Source organism: Hydrogenophaga soli, from assembly GCF_054777695.1.
Genome location: NZ_BAAHAK010000012.1, coordinates 58,556 through 77,055, shown reverse-complemented (window position 1 = coordinate 77,055; position 18,500 = coordinate 58,556). Strand labels below are relative to the sequence as shown.

The 18,500-nt window shown below is 68.5% G+C and carries 15 protein-coding genes; 7 read left to right on the top strand and 8 right to left on the bottom strand.

Annotation, left to right across the window (positions count from 1 at the left end):
• The first annotated feature begins 14 nt into the window (after positions 1–14).
• From ACYVB7_RS18295 to ACYVB7_RS18285, 3 genes are read left to right on the top strand one after another with little or no spacing between them, the layout of a single operon-like run.
• Complete coding sequence (locus ACYVB7_RS18295) at positions 15–1,199, top strand: ABC transporter permease (protein ID WP_460510130.1); 1,185 nt, start codon at positions 15–17, stop codon at positions 1,197–1,199.
• Between the two features lie 37 nt (positions 1,200–1,236).
• On the top strand, positions 1,237–2,247 hold the full coding sequence (locus tag ACYVB7_RS18290) for an ABC transporter substrate-binding protein (protein ID WP_460510128.1): 1,011 nt from the start codon (positions 1,237–1,239) through the stop codon (positions 2,245–2,247).
• Between the two features lie 20 nt (positions 2,248–2,267).
• Positions 2,268–2,909, top strand: a complete 642-nt coding sequence (locus tag ACYVB7_RS18285) for a TetR/AcrR family transcriptional regulator (protein WP_460510126.1) — start codon at positions 2,268–2,270, stop codon at positions 2,907–2,909.
• 5 nt (positions 2,910–2,914) lie between these two features.
• Here the strand turns inward: ACYVB7_RS18285 and ACYVB7_RS18280 are convergent, their stop codons facing one another.
• The gene (locus tag ACYVB7_RS18280) at positions 2,915–3,523 is read right to left on the bottom strand and encodes a TetR/AcrR family transcriptional regulator (RefSeq protein ID WP_460510124.1); all 609 of its coding nucleotides are present in this window, start codon (positions 3,521–3,523) and stop codon (positions 2,915–2,917) included.
• 105 nt (positions 3,524–3,628) lie between these two features.
• Between ACYVB7_RS18280 and ACYVB7_RS18275 the strand changes: the two genes are divergently transcribed.
• The 3 genes from ACYVB7_RS18275 to ACYVB7_RS18265 are packed head-to-tail and all read left to right on the top strand — an operon-like array spanning position 3,629 to position 8,392.
• Entirely contained in the window at positions 3,629–5,038 is a 1,410-nt protein-coding gene (locus ACYVB7_RS18275; protein ID WP_460510122.1) for a TolC family protein, read from the top strand.
• A gap of 2 nt (positions 5,039–5,040) precedes the next feature.
• On the top strand, positions 5,041–6,030 hold the full coding sequence (locus tag ACYVB7_RS18270; protein WP_460510120.1) for an HlyD family secretion protein: 990 nt from the start codon (positions 5,041–5,043) through the stop codon (positions 6,028–6,030).
• A 10-nt stretch (positions 6,031–6,040) separates the two neighbouring features.
• A complete protein-coding gene (locus tag ACYVB7_RS18265; protein WP_460510118.1) occupies positions 6,041–8,392 on the top strand; it encodes an ABC transporter permease in 2,352 nt (783 codons plus the stop codon).
• 50 nt (positions 8,393–8,442) lie between these two features.
• Here ACYVB7_RS18265 and ACYVB7_RS18260 read toward each other — a convergent pair whose 3' ends face one another.
• The 7 genes from ACYVB7_RS18260 to ACYVB7_RS18230 form a co-directional block, all read right to left on the bottom strand.
• Positions 8,443–9,408 carry a DMT family transporter gene (locus ACYVB7_RS18260; protein ID WP_460510116.1) on the bottom strand — a complete coding sequence of 322 codons (966 nt, stop codon included), beginning with the start codon at positions 9,406–9,408 and terminating at the stop codon, positions 8,443–8,445.
• Positions 9,409–9,480: 72 nt separating this feature from the next.
• Positions 9,481–10,308 (bottom strand): AraC family transcriptional regulator, encoded by an 828-nt coding sequence (locus ACYVB7_RS18255; protein WP_460510213.1) that lies wholly within the window; start codon positions 10,306–10,308, stop codon positions 9,481–9,483.
• A gap of 11 nt (positions 10,309–10,319) precedes the next feature.
• A complete protein-coding gene (locus tag ACYVB7_RS18250; protein ID WP_460510114.1) occupies positions 10,320–11,207 on the bottom strand; it encodes a transglutaminase-like domain-containing protein in 888 nt (295 codons plus the stop codon).
• Positions 11,208–11,263: 56 nt separating this feature from the next.
• Positions 11,264–12,253, bottom strand: coding sequence for a sensor domain-containing diguanylate cyclase (locus ACYVB7_RS18245; RefSeq protein ID WP_460510112.1), 990 nt, complete (start codon positions 12,251–12,253; stop codon positions 11,264–11,266).
• Positions 12,254–12,258: 5 nt separating this feature from the next.
• Entirely contained in the window at positions 12,259–13,440 is a 1,182-nt protein-coding gene (locus ACYVB7_RS18240; RefSeq protein WP_460510110.1) for an S-methyl thiohydantoin desulfurase domain-containing protein, read from the bottom strand.
• A 61-nt stretch (positions 13,441–13,501) separates the two neighbouring features.
• Positions 13,502–14,068: a single stranded DNA-binding domain-containing protein gene (ssb, locus tag ACYVB7_RS18235; RefSeq protein ID WP_460510108.1), complete on the bottom strand. Its 567-nt coding sequence runs from the start codon at positions 14,066–14,068 to the stop codon at positions 13,502–13,504.
• Positions 14,069–14,158: 90 nt separating this feature from the next.
• Positions 14,159–15,394 carry an MFS transporter gene (locus tag ACYVB7_RS18230; RefSeq protein WP_460510106.1) on the bottom strand — a complete coding sequence of 412 codons (1,236 nt, stop codon included), beginning with the start codon at positions 15,392–15,394 and terminating at the stop codon, positions 14,159–14,161.
• A 104-nt stretch (positions 15,395–15,498) separates the two neighbouring features.
• Here ACYVB7_RS18230 and uvrA point away from each other — a divergent pair, with 104 nt between their 5' ends.
• On the top strand, positions 15,499–18,498 hold the full coding sequence (gene uvrA / locus ACYVB7_RS18225; protein ID WP_460510104.1) for an excinuclease ABC subunit UvrA: 3,000 nt from the start codon (positions 15,499–15,501) through the stop codon (positions 18,496–18,498).
• Positions 18,499–18,500 lie beyond the last annotated feature (2 nt).

Genomic DNA, 18,500 nt, shown 5'->3' with positions numbered 1-18,500 from the left:
AGAAAGTAAAAACATTGCAAGAAAACGGGCGGGCCAATGCCGTGGATGCGCCGCTGACCGCCGTGCGCACGCCACGCCCGGGCGCGTTGTGGGCGGTGTTGGCCTTGGGTGCCACCCTGTTGTCCCTGGCCTATGGGCTGACGGCACCGACCGACGGCCAGACCGTGGCCACGGCACCCGGGGCCTGGCACCACGGCTGGGGTTTGGCAGGGCTGCTGGGCTTGGCGCTGGCGGGGCTGCTGGGCCTGCAAGTGCCCAGCCGCTGGGGCAGCGTGGCGGTGGCCGTGGTGGCCTTGGCCGCCGGGCTGTGCTGGGCGCAACTGCCGCCCGCCCTGGGCGAGGTGGAAGGGGCCGCGGGCTTCTGGCTGCCTGTGTTGTCGCTGGCGGCGCTGGCCGTGCTGTCCATCCAACGCATGGCCTTGCTGGACGGCCAGTGGATGGACCGCTGGTTGGCGGCGGCGGTGTTCGGGCTGTGGGTGCTGGTGTTCTGGCAGGTGCTGACGCTGGGCCTGGGCGTGCCCCGGGTGTTGTTGCCGGCCCCCAGTTTCATCGGCGTGGCGCTGATGGAGCATGCCGACAAACTGGCGGGCGATTTTGTGCAGACGGTGCTGAAGTCCGTGGTGGTGGGCTGGTTGCTGGGCTGCGGGCTGGGTTTCGGGGTGGCCATCGCCATCGACCGTGCGCCATTCTTGCAGCGTGGGCTGCTGCCCTTGGCCTCGCTCACCAGCACGGTGCCCTTGGTGGGCGTGGCGCCCATCGCGGTCATGTGGTTCGGGTTCGACTGGCCCAGCAAGGCGGCGGTGGTGGTGTTGATGACCTTCTTCCCCATGCTGGTGTCCACGCTGGCGGGTTTGCACGCGGCGGACAAGTTGCAGCGTGAGTTGATGCACACCTACGCGGCCAGCTACACCCAGACGCTGCGCGACCTGCGCCTGCCCTCGGCCTTTCCGTTTGTGGTGGGGGCGCTCAAGGTCAATGCCACGCTGGCGCTCATCGGGGCCATCGTGGCCGAGTTTTTTGGCTCGCCCACGGCGGGCCTGGGGTTTCGCATCTCCACCGAGGCATCGCGCATGAACATGCCGCTGGTGTGGGGGGCGATTGCGGTGGCGGCAGTCACAGGCTCTGTGGCCTACGCCTTGCTAGTGAGGTTGGAACGCCGGGTGGCGTTCTGGCATCCGTCGGTGCGTGCGGCCACGTGAGGGTGGCGGTTCATTTTTTTCCCACAAGGAGTTCCCCATGAAGCGTTCGTTCAAAGTATCGGTGCTGACCACGGCGTTGGCCGCCGTGTGTGCGTTGGGCAGTGTGGCTGCCCACGCAGCAGACAAGGTGACCATCCAGCTCAAGTGGGTGCCGCAGGCCCAGTTCGCGGGCTACTACGTGGCCCAGGCCAAGGGCTACTACAAGGACGCCGGCCTGGACGTGACCATCAAGGCCGGAGGCCCCGACATCTCGCCCGTGCAGGTCATTGCCGGCAAGTCGGCCGACGTGATCGTCAACTGGATGCCCGACGCCTTGGCCGCCCGCGAAGCCGGTGTGCCCCTGGTGAACATCGCCCAGGTGTTCGACAAGTCCGGCCTGATGCTGACCTGCAAGAAATCGGCGGGCATTGCCAGTCCCAAGGACTTCAAGGGCAAGACCCTGGGCGTCTGGTTTGGCGGCAACGAATACCCCTTCCTGAACTGGATGGGCAAGCTGGGCTACAAGCCCGACACCGACATCAAGGTGCTCAAGCAAGGCTTCAACGTCGACCCGCTGCTGCAGAACCAGGCGGCTTGCATCTCCACCATGATCTACAACGAGTACTGGCAGGTGATCGACGCGGGCGTGAAGGAAAGCGACCTGATCCCCTTCTTCTACGAAGAACAGGGCGCCGCTTCGCTGGAAGACGGCCTGTACGTGCTCGACAGCAGCCTGAAAGACCCCAAGTTCGTCGCCAAGATGGCCAAGTTCCTCAAGGCCAGCTTCAAGGGCTGGAACGACGCCGTCAAGAACCCCGAAGAAGCCGCCAAGATCGTGGTGGCGCAGGATGCCTCGGGCAGCGCCACCGTCAAGGTGCAGCAACGCCAGATGGAGAACGTGGCCAAGCTCATCAGCAACGCCAACAGCCCCAAGATCGGCTACCTGGACCCCGCCGCCTACGAGCGCACGGTCAAGGTGCTGATGACGGGCGGTTCGTCCCCCGTCATCAAGAAAGACCCCGGCAAGGCCGCCTACTCCCACGCCGTGTGGGACGCCGCCGCCAAGTGAGCACACAGTCAGGAGGGCCTTTGAGCAGCACCGACATCACCGAAGGCGGGGCCAAGGCCCACATCCGCCAGGCCAACGAAGCCTTGATCCTGGAAGCCGCCGAGCGCGTGTTTGCCGGGGCGGGGTTTGGTGGGGCCACCATGGCCGCCATTGCCGAGGCGTCGGGCCTGCCCAAGGCCAACCTGCACTACTACTTCGGCAGCAAAAAAGAGCTCTACCGTGCCGTGCTCGACCGCACGCTGCGCGGCTGGTTGGAGCCCACCCACGGCATCACCCCCGATGCCGATCCGCGTTCGGCGCTGGAAGCCTACATCCGCGACAAGATGCGCATGGCCATCGAACGGCCCCATGCCTCGCGGGTGTTTGCCAACGAGCTGCTGCACGGGGCCACCGAAATCCAGGACCTGCTCGCCACCACCCTGCGCGCCCTGGTGGCCGAAAAGGCCGCGGTCATCGACCTGTGGGTGTCCCAGGGCCGCATGGCCCCGGTGGACAGCACCCACCTTTTTTTCTCCATCTGGTCGGCCACGCAGACCTACGCCGACTTTGACGTGCAGATCCGCGCCGTGCTGGGCAAGACAGAGTTGACGCCCGCCGACCACGAGCGTGCCACGCGCCATGTGGTGGGCTTGGTGTTGCGGGGCTGCGGCCTGTCGGCCTGAGGCCCTCAGGCGGTTCCGTGCGGGCGTGGGTCGTCGCCCGTCGGGCTCACCGTTGAATGTGCCACCGCCATCAGCAGCGCACAGGCAGGGTCCAGCAACTCGTGCAGGTGTTCGGTTCGACCCTGCTCGATGTGCATCAGCACCAGTTCATTGACGCCCCCCACCACCGCCATGGCCAGCGGCATGGACAAGGCCTGGCCGCCGGTTTGCGCTGCACGGCGGCGTGACATTTCCACCACCAGGTCGGCCAGACGCTCGTAGCCCTGACGCCGCACCGCCAACCCACGCTCCCCCAGTGCCAGGATGTCCATGAACACCGTGCGCAGCAACTCGGGGTGCAGGGCCAGGGTGTCCAGGTACGCGGCCATGGCTTGCCGGACTTGGTGCGGTCCGTCGGCTTGCGGGTCAATGGCACTGCGCACCCGCTCCACCAGCCGGTTGCTGCCGTGTTCATACAGCGCCAACAGGCACTCGGCCTTGTCGGCAAAGTGCTCGTAGAACGTGCGCCGCGACACGTTGGCCGCGGCCACGATGTCGGCCAAGGTGGTGTCGCCATAACCTTTGGCGGCCACGGTGTGCGCCATGGCCTCCAGCAGCCGGGCGCGATGGTCCATGGGGGGCGGAGCGGGTTGGGGTGCCACAAAAAATCAATTGGTACTTGACAGTACCGCGAGTGTAGGTGACGATATTGGTACCGTGTAGTACCAATGCCTGCCATCATGACATTCCCCTTTTGCCCAAGGCGGCACCCCTTGCTGATGCTGGCGGGCCTTCTGGCCGTTGCGTCGCCCGGGGTGCAGGCCGAGCTCCTGGCGTTTGACGACGCCCAGCGCCAACTGCTGGCCCGCTCCGACCGCTTGGCGGCGTCTCACCAGGGGGTGGAAGGGGCCGAGCTGCGCCGCGACGCCACCCGCAACCTGGGGGGGCCGGTGCTCAGCCTGTCCGGGGCCACCTACGTCTACAACGCCAGCCTGAACTTGGACATCAGCCCCTTGGGGCCTGCCCTGGCCAGCACCGTGGCGCACCTGCCCCCGGCCTTGCGCGGGGCCTTTGCCGGGCTGCCCAGCCTGCCACCCAGCTACACCACCCGCCAACACGCCACCCAGACCACCGCCGCGGTCACCGGCGTGTGGCCCCTGTACACCGGGGGGGCGACGCAGGCCGCCCAGCGCCTGATGGGTGAACGCGTGGCCGAAGCACGCGCCGAAGCGGCCCAGGTTCACGAGGAGGTGGATGGCGTGCTGGTGCAGCGCTACTTTGGCGCCCAACTCGCCCAGCGGGCGGCCGACCTGCACCAGGCCGCGCTGGCCAACATCGCGCAGCACGATGCCGCCGCCCAAAAGATGATGGACGCCGGGGTGATGGCCCGGGTGGACCGCCTGCAGGCCAGCGTGGCCCTGGAAGACGCCCGCCGTCAGGCCCGCAAGGCCGACGACGAAGCCGCGCTGGCCGCCGTGGCCTTGACGCGCACCCTCAAGGCCACCGAGCCTGTGCAGCCCACCAGCCCCTTGTTCGTCAGCAGCCAACCGGTGGAGCCGCTGGCGCACTTTGTCGACCTGGCCCTGGCCCACCATCCGGGCTTGGCCAAGGTGGACGCCAAGAAAGGCCAGGCCGAACAGCTGCGTGAGGCAGAGGACGCCTTGCGCCGCCCCCAGGTGTTTGCGTTTGGCGAGCGCCAGCTCAAGACGGGCCGGGACGCCAACTGGGTGGCGGGGGTGGGCGTGCGCTGGTCGCTGCTGGACGCCATCGACCGCAAGACCCTGGCCCAGGCGTCCGAGCGTGACGTGCAGCAGGCGCAACGGCTGAAAGAACAGGCCCAGAGCGACATCGAACTGCTGGTGGAAAAGCGCTGGCTGGCGCTGGAGCAGGCGCGCCGCGCCTATGCGTCGCTGGCCCCCAGCGTGGACCTGGCCCAGGAAGTGTTGCGCCTGCGCCGTGCCGGGGTGAGTGCGGGCACCGCCACGCCCTTGGAACTGATCGACGCCGAACTGAACGTGGCCAAGGTGCAGACCGAGCAGGCCCGTGCCGCCTACGACTACGTCAAGGCCCTGGCCGAACTGCTGGAGAGCTGTGGCCGCACCCAAGACTTCACGCACTACATGGCGAAAGCCGACATCCAGGTGAAATGAACATGACCGCCCCTCGCACCGCTGGCAAAGCCACCCTCGCCGCCACCGCGGCCCTCGTCATCCTTGGGGCCGCGGCGGCCTGGGGGCTTTGGGAGGCCTCGCGCCCCGCCCCCGAGGTGTTCCAAGGCCAGATGGAAGCCCAGGAAACCGACATTGCCGCCAAGGTGTCCGCCCGCGTGTCCGAGGTGCTGGTGCGCGAAGGCGATGTGGTGACCGTCGGGGTTCCCCTGGTCCGCCTCGACAGCCCCGAGGTGGCCGCCAAGCTGGCGCAGGCCACCGCAGCGCAGGACGCGGCCAAGGCCCAGGCGGCCAAGGCCGAACAAGGCGCACGCCCGCAGGAAATCGACATGGCCCGCCTCAATTGGCAGCGCGCCGCTGCTGCTGCCGAGCTGGCCGAACGCACGTTCAAACGCATCGACGGCCTCGCCCGCGACGGCCTGGTGCCGGCCCAGAAGCGCGACGAGGCCGAGGCCAACCACAAGACCGCCCGTGACCAGGCCCTGGCCGCCAAAGCGCAGTACGACCTGGTCAAGGCCGGTGCCCGGGCCGAGGACCGGGCCGCCGCGGGCGCCCAGTCCCGCCAGGTGGCCGGGCTGGTGGCCGAGGTGCAGGCGGCCCAGGCCGAAACCGAGCTGAAAAGCCCCGTGGCGGGCGAGGTGGCCAAGGTGCTGGCCCGGCGTGGTGAACTGTCGCCCCAAGGCGTGCCCATGGTCACGGTGGTGGACCTGCAAGACCAGTGGGTGGTGCTGAACGTGCGCGAGGACAAATTGCAGCGCTTTGCGGTGGGCACCGAGTTCGACGCCATGCTGCCCGCGCTGGGCGGGCAGACCGCGCGCTTCAAGGTCTACCACACCGGGGCCCTGCCCGACTTTGCCACCTGGCGGGCCACCCGCTCGGGCCAGGGCTTTGACGCCAAGACCTTCGAGGTCAAAGCCCGCCCCCTGAGCCCCATCGCCGGGGCCCGCCCCGGCATGAGCGTGCTGGTGCAGTGACGGAGCCCGCATGACCCCCTGCCTCCACAGCGCCCGCCGCGAACTGGCCCGCCTGCGCCGCAGCCCCTGGGAGCTGGCCATGGTCACCTGGGTGCCGATGCTGGCGCTGGCGCTGGTGTGGTGGATGTTTTCCACCGGCGTGCCGCGGCAGCTGCCGGTGGCGGTGGTGGACCAGGACCATTCCGCACTCTCCCGCCAGCTGGTGCGCCTGCTGGACGCGGCGCCCGGTATCCATGTCAGTGCCCACCTGCCCGACACGGCGCAAGCCGACGCCGCCCTGCGCTCGGTGTCCGTGTACGCGGTGGTGGCCATCCCCGCCGACTTCGAACGCGACGTGAAAACCGGCCACGTGGGCGACGTGACGCTGCTGCACAACGCCCAGTTCGCCACCCATTCCGGCATCGTGCAGCGGGACGTGCGCACGGCGGTGGGCACCCTCAGCGCCGGGGTGGAGGCCACGGCCCGCACCAAACGCGGTGAAGCGCCGCAGGCGGTCAAGGCCAGCTTCATGCCCATTCAGGTGCGGGCACACAACCTGTTCAACCCAGCGGGCGATTACGAGCCCTTTCTGGGCCTGTCCCTCATTCCGGCGGTGCTGCACATCCTGGCCATGACCGCCGGGGTGTGGGCCGTGGGCCGCGAACTGCGGGACCGCACCCTGGCCGAATGGCTGAACGCAGCCACCCGTGGCCACGTCGCTCAGGCCCTGCTGGGCAAGCTGGCCGTGCCGGGGTTCAGCCTGGGGGGCATCGGCAGTGTGGCCATGGTGGCTGCCACCCTGGGCCGGGGTTGGGCCCCGGCGGGCAGCCTGTGGGTGGTGCTGGCCGGCCTGTGGCTGCTGGTGGCGGTGTCGTTGTTGACGGGCGCGCTGCTGGTGGGCCTCACCCGTTCCCTGGCCACGGCCTTGTCGGGGGCGGGGTTTTTGTCGTCCCCGGCGTTTGCCTTCAGCGGCGTGGGGTTTCCGCTGGCGGCCATGTCGGGCGGTGCCCGGGCCTGGGCGCTGGCCATGCCGTACACCCACTACATCCGCCTGCAGACCGAGCAACTGCAGATGGGCACCCCGGTGGCCCACAGCGCCGCCACCGTGGCGGGCCTGGCCGTGGCGGCGGCGGTGTTGTGGGGGCTGGCCGGGTTGGCCGTGCACCGGCTCCAGTCCGCGCCCTTGCCCGAGGACGTGCTCGCCCCACTGACCCAACAGGCCGCCTTCACCGCGGCCACCGCCACCGGCTGGCGGCACAGCCTGCAGACCGTGCTGCGCGACAAGGCGGTGATGATGTTGCTGCTGGGCGGGCCGCTGCTGTACGGCTTCTACTACCCCTGGTTCTATGCCCAGGAGGTGGTGCGGCGCACACCGGTGGCGGTGGTGGACCAGGACCACAGCAACCTGTCGCGCCAGATCACCCGCCTGGCCCAGGCCAACCCCAGGCTGGAGGTGGTCCACACGGTGTTGGACGAGGCCGACGCCCGTGACGCCTTGGCCCGGGGCGAGGTGCAGGGCTACCTGCTGCTGCCCGTGGACCTCAAGCGCCACGTCACCCATGGGCAGGCGGCCACGGCGGTCATTGTGGCCAACGGCACCCGGCCCCTGGTGGCCAAGAACGTGGCGCAGGGGCTGGCCGAGGCCGTGGGCGCGGTGTCGGCGGCGGTGGAAATCCGCCAGCTGGAGGCGCGGGGCCAAAGCCCCCGCCAGGCCCACACCCAGCGCGAGCCGGTGCGCCTGAGCACCGTGGCCCTGTTCAACCCCACCGAGGGGTACGGCAGCTTTGTGGTGCCAGCGGTGGCCCTGCTCATCCTGCAGCAAACCCTGCTGATGGGCGCGGCGGTGCTCGGCGGTGGCTGGACACAGGCCGGGCGGCACCGGGTGTCGGCCCGCACCTGGCTGGGCCGGGTGGGGGTGCTCAGCCTGATGGGCTGGATCAGCGGCCTGTTCTACTTTGGCTGCGTGTACCTGATGAACGACTACCCCCGTGGCGGCAACCCTTGGGGGGCGTTGGTGCTGCTGGCGGTGTACAGCCCGGCCATCGCGTCGCTGGGCTGCTTGCTGGGGCTGTGGTTCGGCCAGCGCGAGCGTGCGGTGCAGGTGCTGCTGTTCACCACCCCCATCATGGCGTTTCTGGCCGGGTTCTCGTGGCCCGCCCAGGCCCTGCCGGAGCCCTCGCAGCTGCTGCGCTGGCTGTTGCCCAGCACCGCCGGGGTGCAGGCATCGCTTCGCCTGAACGAGCTGGGGGCCAGCGTGTCCATGGTGCTGCCCCAGCTGGCGGTGCTGGGGGGCTTGGGTGCGGTGGCGTTTGGGCTGTTGTGGGGGTTGACCCGGCAGACCGAGTCCCCCACAGGGCCAGCTGCAGCGGTTGAGTCAGTATGAATTTGATAGCTGCTTGCGCTTGTAAATAAAGCGCTATAGGCCAGTTTTTCTTAAATTTCCACAGGCTCTGGCCGGATGCGTGTGGCCCACAGCACCCCGGCCAGCAGCAGGCCGATGCCCACCAGCGTGAGCGGCGCGGGCCATTGCTGTCGCCACACAAACGCATAGGTCAGCGCAGACAGGGTTTCGAACACGATGAGCTGCCCCACCAGCGCGGTGGGCAGGCGCTGGCTGGCTTCGTTCCAGCACAGCGTGCCCACCCATGAGGACAGCAGGCCGATGGCCACCATCAACCCCACGAAGGCGGCGGGCCGGGGGCCAAAGGGCATGGGGAAGGGCTCGGCCACGGTGGACGGCCCCCACGCCGTCCAGACCCAGAACAGCGCGTAACCCACCACAGCCAAGGGCAGGGTGGTCAGCCCTTGGGCGGTGGCCCAGGCCCGCGGGTTGCGCCCGGGGTGGTCGCGCAGCCAGTTGCTGTTGCGCAGGGGGTACCAGGTCCAGCAGGCCACGGCCACCACGGCCAGTGCGGCACCGCTGGCGTAGCGGGGCAGGTCGGCGTCGGGGTTGTGGGCCAGCAGGCTCAGTTCCACCTGGTTGACGCAGGCGATGCCCGCGGCAATCAGCAGCAGCGAGGGGGCCAGCCGCGCCCAGGGCAGGCGCCCGTCGCGCTGGTGGTTGAGCAGGTTGGCGCTGATGGCAATCACCACCGGCAGCGTGCCGATCATCATGGTGGGCAGTGGCCCGCCGGTGCGCTGGATGGCGCTGGCCAGGCAGATGTAGTACAGCAGGTTGCCCACCACCGAGAGTTTGAGGGCCTCCAGCCAGTCGGCCCGGGTCAGGCGCGACAGTTCGGCCCGGTCCAGCCAGCCCAGGGGCAGGGCGATGAGCCCGAAGGCCAGGTAGCGCCCGAAGGCCTGGAGCGCCGGGGGGTATTCGGGTAGCAGCAACGGCCCCACAAACACCAGCCCCCACATCAGGCCCGCCGCCAGGGCAAACGCCACACCAGTCACCATCGCTCAGTCCATTCGGTTCAAAGGCCGCGAGTGTGACCGAAACGGTGGCGCGGGTCTTGTACCAGCTTGCGCTCAGCCCCTGACCTGGCGCTGGTAGCGGGCGGGGGTGACGCCGTAGCGGCGCACAAAGGCCTTGTTGAGGTGCGACTGGTCGCACAGCCCGGTGGCGGCGGCCACCTCGGCCGGGGCCATCCCTGCGGCCAGGCGCTGCTTGGCGCTGACCAGGCGGCGCGCCATCAGCATCTGGTGGGGTGACACGTGGTGCTGGCGCTGGAACTGGCGCAGGAAGTGGAAGGGGCTCAGGCCCGCCACACGGGCCAGGTCGTCCAGCGTCAGGCGGTCGGCCAGGTGGTCGTTCATGTGGTCCAGCACCGCGGCAAAGCGGGGCGCGGCGCCGTCGTGCCCGGTGGGGCGGCGGCGGGCCAGGGGGCGCAGTTCCATCACCAGTTGGTGCAGCAGGCCGTCGGTGGTCAGCGGGTCGGTGGTGGCCCACAGGGTTTGCAGCAGGCGCGAGACGCGCTGGGCGCGGGGGCGGTCGCTGTCCACCACGGTCTGGTCGAACCACCAGCCGTCCTCGCCCGACACCTCGGCCAGCACCTGCGGGGTGAGGTAGATCATGCGGTAGCGCCAGCCGCCCGCGGTTTCGGCGCGGCCGGTGTGCAGCACGTCGGGGTTCATCAGCACCAGGGAGTCGGGCGGGGCCAGGTGGTCGCTGCCGCTGCAGCGAAACCGCTCCACGCCGTGTTCGATGGCCCCAAAGCCGTAGGCGTCGTGGGTGTGGGGGTCGAACACATGGCGCACGATGTGGGCGCGGTACAGCTCCACCCCGGCGCGGTGTCCGGCGGGGCGGAACTCGGCCTGGTCGGTGGGGCTGTCGAATTGCGGGGGAACGCCCTGCATGCGGGGAGCGGTCACGGGGAGGTGAAGAGGTTGAACGCGGCGGACGCCGTGGAAAAGGCCAAGGGTTGGCGGGTGGGGGGCTCAAAGCCCGCCTCGGCCGATTCTGCGCGAATCTGGATGAGCGGGGGCGGCGCGGTGAAGCTGCCAAAAATGGTGGCGAACGACACGTCGGACGCATCCCGCCCCGTGCCGATGCGGATGAAGCCCATGGGGATGGCGGTGCCCGAGGGGTCGAAGATGTACCAGCGCCCGCCCAGGTACACCTCCACATAGGCGTGGAAATCGGGCGGGCCCAGGGCGGGGTCGGCCCCGTAATCGATGCCGGTGGTGAAGCGCGCCGGGATGTTGAGGGCCCGGCACAGCGCAATCATCAGGTGGGCAAAGTCGCGGCACACGCCCTGGCGGTCGCGCAGGGTGTCCAGCGCCGAGGTTCCCGAGTGGCTGGTGTTGGACTTGAAGGCCACCTGCTGCTGCACCCAGTCCTGCACCGCCTGCACGCGCAGGTAGCCCCGCGGCAGTTGACCGAACAGGCCCATGACCATGCTGCCCAGCGCGTCCGAGGGGCAGTAGCGGCTGGGGTACAGGTAGGGCAGCACGCTGTCGGGCAGTTCGGCCAGCGGCACTTCGGGCACCTGCGCCGGTTCGGCGCGGTGGTGGCGCACGTCCACGGTGCATTGGTAGCTGATGTCCAGTCGCCCCGCCGGGGCCGACAGGCGCAGGATGCGGTTGTCGGTGACGGCGTCGGTGCTCTCGGTCATGCCGCGCGAGGGCTGGATGCTCAACCGCTCGGACACCACGCGCTGCTGCGCGGTGCGTGCGGCCTGGATGTTGAAGATGAAGTCCGCCCCGGGGGCGGCCACGTCGTAGGACAGGCCAATGTGTGCATGCAAACGAACCATGCAGGCATTAGCGCACGAATCGTGCCTGAGGTGCGGATGGCGGCGGGTGTTTCCGCTCAAGCGGTGTTCGGTGGCCCTTGAACCTGGTTGCGTCCGGCCTGTTTGGCCTTGTACAAGGCCTTGTCGGCCTGGTTGAGCAGGAGTTCGAAGGCGTCGGGGCCACCCATGCAGTGGGTGGCCACGCCAATGCTGACGGTGAAGTGCACCAGCTCGCCCCGGTCGTTCACCGACACGGGTTGCGCCGCCACCGCCTGCCGCAGCGTTTCGGCCAGCGCATGGGCTTGGGCGTGCCCGGTTTCGGGCAGCAGCACCACGAACTCTTCACCCCCCACGCGGGCCACCGTGTCCACCCCCTGGCGAACGCGTTGGGCACAGGCGTCGGCCACGGCACAAATGACGTGGTCGCCCACCTGGTGGCCCCAGGCGTCGTTGACGGCCTTGAAGAAGTCGATGTCGATCATCAACAGCGACAGCGCATGGCGGAAACGTTCGACCCGTTTGCATTCGCTCACGCCCAGCTCCATCAGCCGACGCCGGTTGACCAGGCCGGTCAGCGAGTCGGTGGTGGCCAGCAGTTCCAGTTGGAGGTTGTAGCTTTCGAGCAGGGCGTTTTTTTCGGCCAGCTGGCGGTTGATGTCTTCCATCTCCTGCTCGCGGCGCTTGCGGTCGTCGATGTTGAAGGTCACGCCGATGAAGCGCTGGCCCGGCGTGTCGGCATGGGCATCCATCACCTTGCCGTAATTGGCAAACCACACCCAGCGCCCATCCTTGGCCTTGAGGCGGAATTCGCAACGGTATTGCGGTGTGCGGCCCGACAGGTGGGCGTCGACCGACGCCTTGACCTCTCCGACGTCGTCTGGGTGCATCAGTTGAAAGACCTGTTCCAAGTGGGCTGCGGACTCTTGTTCGCTGTAGCCCAGGCTCAGATAGGTCTGAGACGCCTTGCGGGTGACCTCGCCGGTGAGCAGGTTGTTTTCCCACAGGTCCAGGCCCGCGGCTTCCAGGGCCAGGGCCAGGCGGTCACGGTAAAGGTCGGCCTCGCCCATGGTGCTCAGGTCGACGGCAATGCACCGGCGTAGCCGATGCTTCTGAGCAGGCTGGCAAAAGACGCCAGAACCCCCGGGGCCTGGTACAGCGCGGGGGCCGTGCGCACCCGGATCACGCTGACGGCCACCCCGGTGCTTTGCCCGGTGGTGGCGTCGAAGTACAGCGCCAGGTCATCCGACGCATTGGAAAAGCCCTGCCCAGTGCCTTCGGAGTAGTAACAAATGGAGTCGGGGGCCACCGCATCGGGCACCGCGTTCGCCGTGTTGTACATGATGAGGTTCTCATTCATGTTGTACAGGTAGCGGGTGTCGGTGCTGTGGTCGGGGTGGGGCGTGTTGTCCAGGCGGATCACGCCGCAGTCCAGCGACGCGCTGGAGGTGGCCTGCGTCACGCTGGTGATGTAGAAGTTCTGCGCCAGCACATCGGTGCTGCGCTGGGTCAGCAGGGCAATGGCCTCCGCCACCTGGGTGGTGGACAAGGGCTGCGTGGCCCCCAGCAGCAACAGCCCGAGGTCACGGGTCTGCACCAGGGTGTCGGCGATGTAGCTGCCGCTCAGGGCATGGCCGTTGGCCGCGGTGGAGGGCCACATGGCCAGGCCGCTGTAGCCCCCAAAGGCGGCCACCACGCCCCCGGCCAGGGACTCCACCTTGGTGGCCGTGCTGGCTTGGAGCACGGCGGATTCAAGCTGGGCGGGCACTGCTGCATCGCTGGCCAGTGCCGCCGGGCTGGGGGGCAGCGTGGCGCTGCCGGCGTAGGTGGTTTGGGGCAGTTCGGGCACCGCACGCCCGGCCCCATCGCCATTGACCACCCACAGCTTGCCTTGAGACTGTGCCGCCGCAATCAGCGGGGCCAGGGAGTTGATGGGGCCGATTTCCACCGGGATCAGGCATTGCAGCGTTTCGCCGGTGGCGGCTTGCAGCACTTGGGTGGTGTTGGACATGGCCTGCGTGACGGCCTCCAGGCTCAGCTCTTGGGCGGCATCGGGCGACCCCATGATGGCCAGCACGCAGGCGCTGGAGCTGCCGTCATAGGGCTGCACGGTGACGGTGCCGTTCCAGCCGCTGTGGGCCATCTGCTGCAAGATGTGCAGCGCATCCTGGTAACTGCCGCCGCCCCCACTGGCCAGCACGGCGGCACCGGCTGCCACCGCTTGGAAATCCGTCAGCCCAAATTGATGCACGCTCATGAAAAGGCCTTGTCGTGGGGTGCATCGTGTTCGATGCTTTCGAACACTGTAGCAGGCGGCTTCAGAACGGAATGTCGTCGTCCATGTCGTCAAAACCGCTGGACGACTTGGCGGGTGTGGCCGGGGCGGGCGCCGGGCGGGGCGCGCCGCCGCCATAACCGCCGCCGCTGCCACCCCCACTGCCGCCGCCGTAGCCGCCACGGTTGCCCGCGGGCGGTGCGGGGCGTCGGGCGGGTGCGGGGGCGTCGTAGCCGCCTTCGTCGCCGCCACCGGCGGGGCTGCCGCCCATGCCTTCGCGGCTGCCCAGCAGTTGCAGCTCGGTGGCGATGATGTCCACCGTGTTGCGCTCCACGCCGTCCTGGCCGGTGTACTTGCCGTACTTCAGGCGGCCTTCCACGTACACGGGGCGGCCTTTCTTGACGTACTCACCGGCGATTTCGGCCAGGCGGTCGTAGAAGGTGACGCGGTGCCACTGGGTGTCTTCCACCGTTTCGCCACTGCTGCGGTCCTTGCGGCGGCTGGAGGTGGCGATGGTGACGTTGGCCACGGCTTGGCCGGAGGGCAGGTAGCGGATTTCGGGGTCGCGTCCGCAGTTGCCGATGAGGATGACTTTGTTGACCGATGCCATGGCGGGTGAGTCCCTGTCAGGTGGGTGAAACGGGTTGGAGGATTCGGGAGGTGGTGGATTGTGCCAGCCACCGCACGCCTGCAACAGAGGTCAGCGCTGCAACGGCACTTCGGGCACCGGCTGGCCCCAGCCCAGCAGCAGCCACAACACCGCCACCAGCAGGCAGGCTGCAAACAGCACGGGCGAACCGCCCCATTTGGCCAGCGCCCCGCCCATGGCCCCGCCCACAAAAAAGCCCACCGATTGCAGGGTGTTGTACACCCCCAGCGCCGCGCCACGGGCATGAACCGGGGCCATGCGCGACACCAGGCTGGGCTGGCTGGCTTCCAGGATGTTGAAGCTCACGAAAAACAGGAACAGCAGCCCCGCCAGGGCCCACAGGCTGAACTGCCCCAGCGCCTGCCACCCAAAGCCGACCTGCACCAGCACCAGCAGGGCCACCGCCCCGCGCAGCACCGTGCGCAAATGGCCGCGGCGCTCCAGGGCGAACAGCCCGCCCATCAGCAGGAAGGAGCCCAGCACCGCCGGCAGGTACACCTTCCAGTGCTCGGGCTGGGGCAGGCCGGTGGTGGTCAGCATGGCGGGCACGGCCATCCACATGGCCACCTGGATGCTGTGCAGCGCAAACACCCCCAGGTACATCCGCCACAGGCGGGGGTGGGCGATCACGTCGGCCAACCGTCCGCGGGCCTCGGTCTGCTGGCGCACCGGTTCGTCCGGGGTCCACCAGCGCACGGCCACCGCGCCCAGAATGGCCAGCAGGCAGGTCAGCAGGAACACGCCCGACAAGCCCACCAGCCCGGTGAGCGGTGGCGAGAGCATGAGCGACACGGCAAACGTCAGCCCGATGCTGGCCCCCACCAGGGCCATGCCCTTGGTGCGCACCTCGTCGCGGGTCAGGTCGGCCAGCAGCGCGGTGATGGCGGCCGACATGGCGCCCGAGCCCTGCACGGCACGCCCCACCATCAGCCACTGCACCGTGGGGGCCCAGGCGGCCACCAGGCTGCCCAGGGCAAACAGGGCCAGCCCGAGCAGGATGACGCGCTTGCGCCCCCAGCGGTCGCTGGCCAGCCCCAGGGGCATCTGCATCAGCGCCTGCGTCAGGCCGTAAGCCCCCATGGCCATGCCCACCAGCGCGGGGTCGTCACCGCCCGGGTAGTGGCGCGCTTCCAGCATGAACACCGGCAACACCAGGAACAGCCCCAGCATGCGCAGCGCAAACACCGCCGCCAGGGACAGGCTGGCGCGCCGCTCCAGTGGCGTCATGGTGTTGGAAGCGGGGGCTGTGGAGATGGCGGAGGCTGGGCTGGACACGGCAGAGCGCATGGGCAAGGCGCAGGGGCACGAAAAGCCGTGATTCTCCGCCATCCACCCACAAGGCCGGGGGCGCGTCCGATAATGCCCGGTTGCCTTGATCAGACTGCCGCCCGATGTCCACCCCCCACGACGACGCCCCCTACCTTGCCAACGCGCTGCGCCAGCAGCGCATCAGCGTGCGGGGTGCGCGCACCCACAACCTGAAGAACATCGACCTGGACATCCCGCGCGACAAGCTGGTGGTGATCACCGGGCTGTCGGGCTCGGGCAAAAGCAGCCTGGCCTTCGACACCCTGTACGCCGAGGGCCAGCGCCGCTACGTGGAAAGCCTGAGCGCCTACGCCCGCCAGTTCCTGCAGCTGATGGACAAGCCCGATGTGGATTTGATTGAAGGGCTGTCGCCCGCCATCAGCATCGAGCAGAAGGCCACCAGCCACAACCCACGCTCCACCGTGGGCACGGTGACCGAAATCCACGACTACCTGCGCCTGCTGTTCGCCCGCGCCGGCACCCCGCACTGCCCTGAACACGGCGAACCGCTGGCCGCCCTGAGCGTGAGCCAGATGGTGGACACGGTGCTGGCTTGGCCCGAAGGCAGCAAACTCATGGTGTTGGCACCCATTGCCCGCGAGCGCAAAGGCGAGTTCCACGACACCTTCGAGGCGCTGATTGCCCAGGGCTACGTGCGTTTTCGCGTCAACGGCCAGGTGGTGGAAAGCCACGAACTGCCCGAGCTGGACAAGACCCACAAGCACGACATCGACGTGGTGGTGGACCGCCTCAAGGTGCGTGCCACGCCGCCCGCCAACGCCCCGGCGGACGGCGAGGACACCCAGGCCTACCTGGCCCAACGCCAGCGCCTGGCCGAAAGCTTCGAGGCCGCACTGCGCCTGGCCGAAGGCCGCGCCCTGGTGCTCAACCTCGATGGCGCACCGGTTGCTCCTGAAAAAGGAGCTGCTCGCGCTTTTTCTGAAAGCGCAGAGAGGCTTTTTTCCTCTAAATTTGCCTGCCCGGTGTGCAGCTACTCGCTGGCCGAACTGGAGCCGCGGCTGTTCTCGTTCAACTCGCCGCAGGGGGCGTGCCCCACCTGCAGCGGCCTGGGGCATTCGGAGGTGTTCGACCCCGAGCGCATCGTGGCCTTTCCCACGCTCAGCCTGTCCAGCGGGGCCATCAAGGGCTGGGACCGACGCAACGGCTACTACTTCTCCATGGTGGAAAGCCTGGCCAAGCACTACGGTTTCGACCCCGAAGCCCCTTGGGAAGACCTGCCCCAGCAGGCGCAGCAGGTGCTGCTGTACGGATCGGGCGACGAGGCGGTGGCCTTCCAGTACGTGATCGACTCCGGCGCGGGCAAGGGCAAGAAGGTGACCAAGGAGCACCCGTTCGAGGGCGTGGTCCACAACTTCGAGCGCCGCTACCGCGAAACCGACAGCGCCCATGTGCGCGAAGAACTGGGCCGCTACCGCGCCACCCAGCCCTGCCCCGACTGCCACGGCAGCCGCCTGCGCCGCGAGGCCCGCCATGTGTTCGTGGGCGAGGGGGCGCAAAAGCGCGCCATTTTTGACGTGAGCCATGTCACCCTGGGCGAGGCCTACGCCTACTTCCAGGCCCTGCAGCTCACCGGGGCCAAGGGCGACATTGCCGCCAAGGTGGTGCACGAAATCCGCCAGCGCCTCAAGTTCCTGAACGACGTGGGCCTGAACTACCTCAGCCTGGAGCGCAGCGCCGAAACCCTGAGCGGCGGCGAGAGCCAGCGCATCCGCCTGGCCAGCCAGATTGGCGCGGGCCTGACCGGGGTGATGTATGTGCTGGACGAGCCCAGCATCGGCCTGCACCAGCGCGACAACGACCGCCTGATTGCCACGCTGCAACACCTGCGCGACCTGGGCAACACCGTGCTGGTGGTGGAGCACGACGAGGACATGATCCGCACGGCCGACCATGTGATCGACATGGGCCCCGGCGCGGGTGTGCACGGCGGGCGCATCATGGCCCAGGGCACGCCCGACCAAGTGGCCGCCACGCCCGACTCGCCCACCGGCCAGTACCTCAACGGCACGCGCCAGATTGCCGTGCCCAGCGAGCGCCACACCCCGTGGGACTGGGTGACCGTGGTGGGCGCCAGCGGCCACAACCTGAAAAACGTGACCGTGCCCTTCCCCATCGGGTTGCTGACCTGCGTGACCGGCGTGAGCGGCTCGGGCAAGAGCACGCTGGTCAACGACACGCTGTACACCGCGGTGTCCAAACACCTGTACCGCAGCCACGAAGAGCCCGCGCCGCACGAAGAAATTCAGGGGCTGGAGCATTTCGACAAGGTCATCAACGTGGACCAAAGCCCCATTGGCCGCACCCCGCGCAGCAACCCGGCCACCTACACCGGGGTGTTCACCGCCATCCGCGAGCTGATGGCCGAAACCAACACCGCCAAGGAGCGCGGCTACGGCCCGGGGCGCTTCAGCTTCAACGTGGCGCAAGGCAGTGGCGGCGGGCGCTGCGAAGCCTGCCAGGGCGACGGCGTGGTGAAGGTGGAAATGCACTTTCTTCCCGACGTGTACGTGCCCTGCGACGTGTGCCACGGCCAGCGCTACAACCGCGAAACGCTGGAGGTGCAATACAAGGGCAAGAACATTGCCCAGGTGCTGGACATGACGGTGGCCGAAGCGGCCGAATTCTTCAGCGCCGTGCCCAGCATCCACCGCAAGCTGCAAACCCTGCTGGACGTGGGCCTGAGCTACATCCGCCTGGGCCAAAGCGCCACCACCCTCAGCGGCGGCGAAGCCCAGCGGGTGAAGCTGGCGCTGGAACTCAGCAAACGCGACACCGGGCGCACGCTCTACATCCTGGACGAACCCACCACCGGCCTGCACTTTGCCGACATCGAACTGCTGCTGAAGGTGCTGCACCAGCTGCGCGACGCGGGCAACACCCTGGTGGTGATCGAGCACAACCTGGACGTCATCAAAACGGCCGACTGGCTGGTGGACATGGGCCCCGAAGGCGGCGCAGGCGGCGGCACGCTGGTGGTCGCAGGCACGCCCGAGGATGTGGCCGCTTGTGAGGCGAGCTTTACGGGGCGGTATTTGCGGCGGTATTTGCCTCGGCACCACTGATT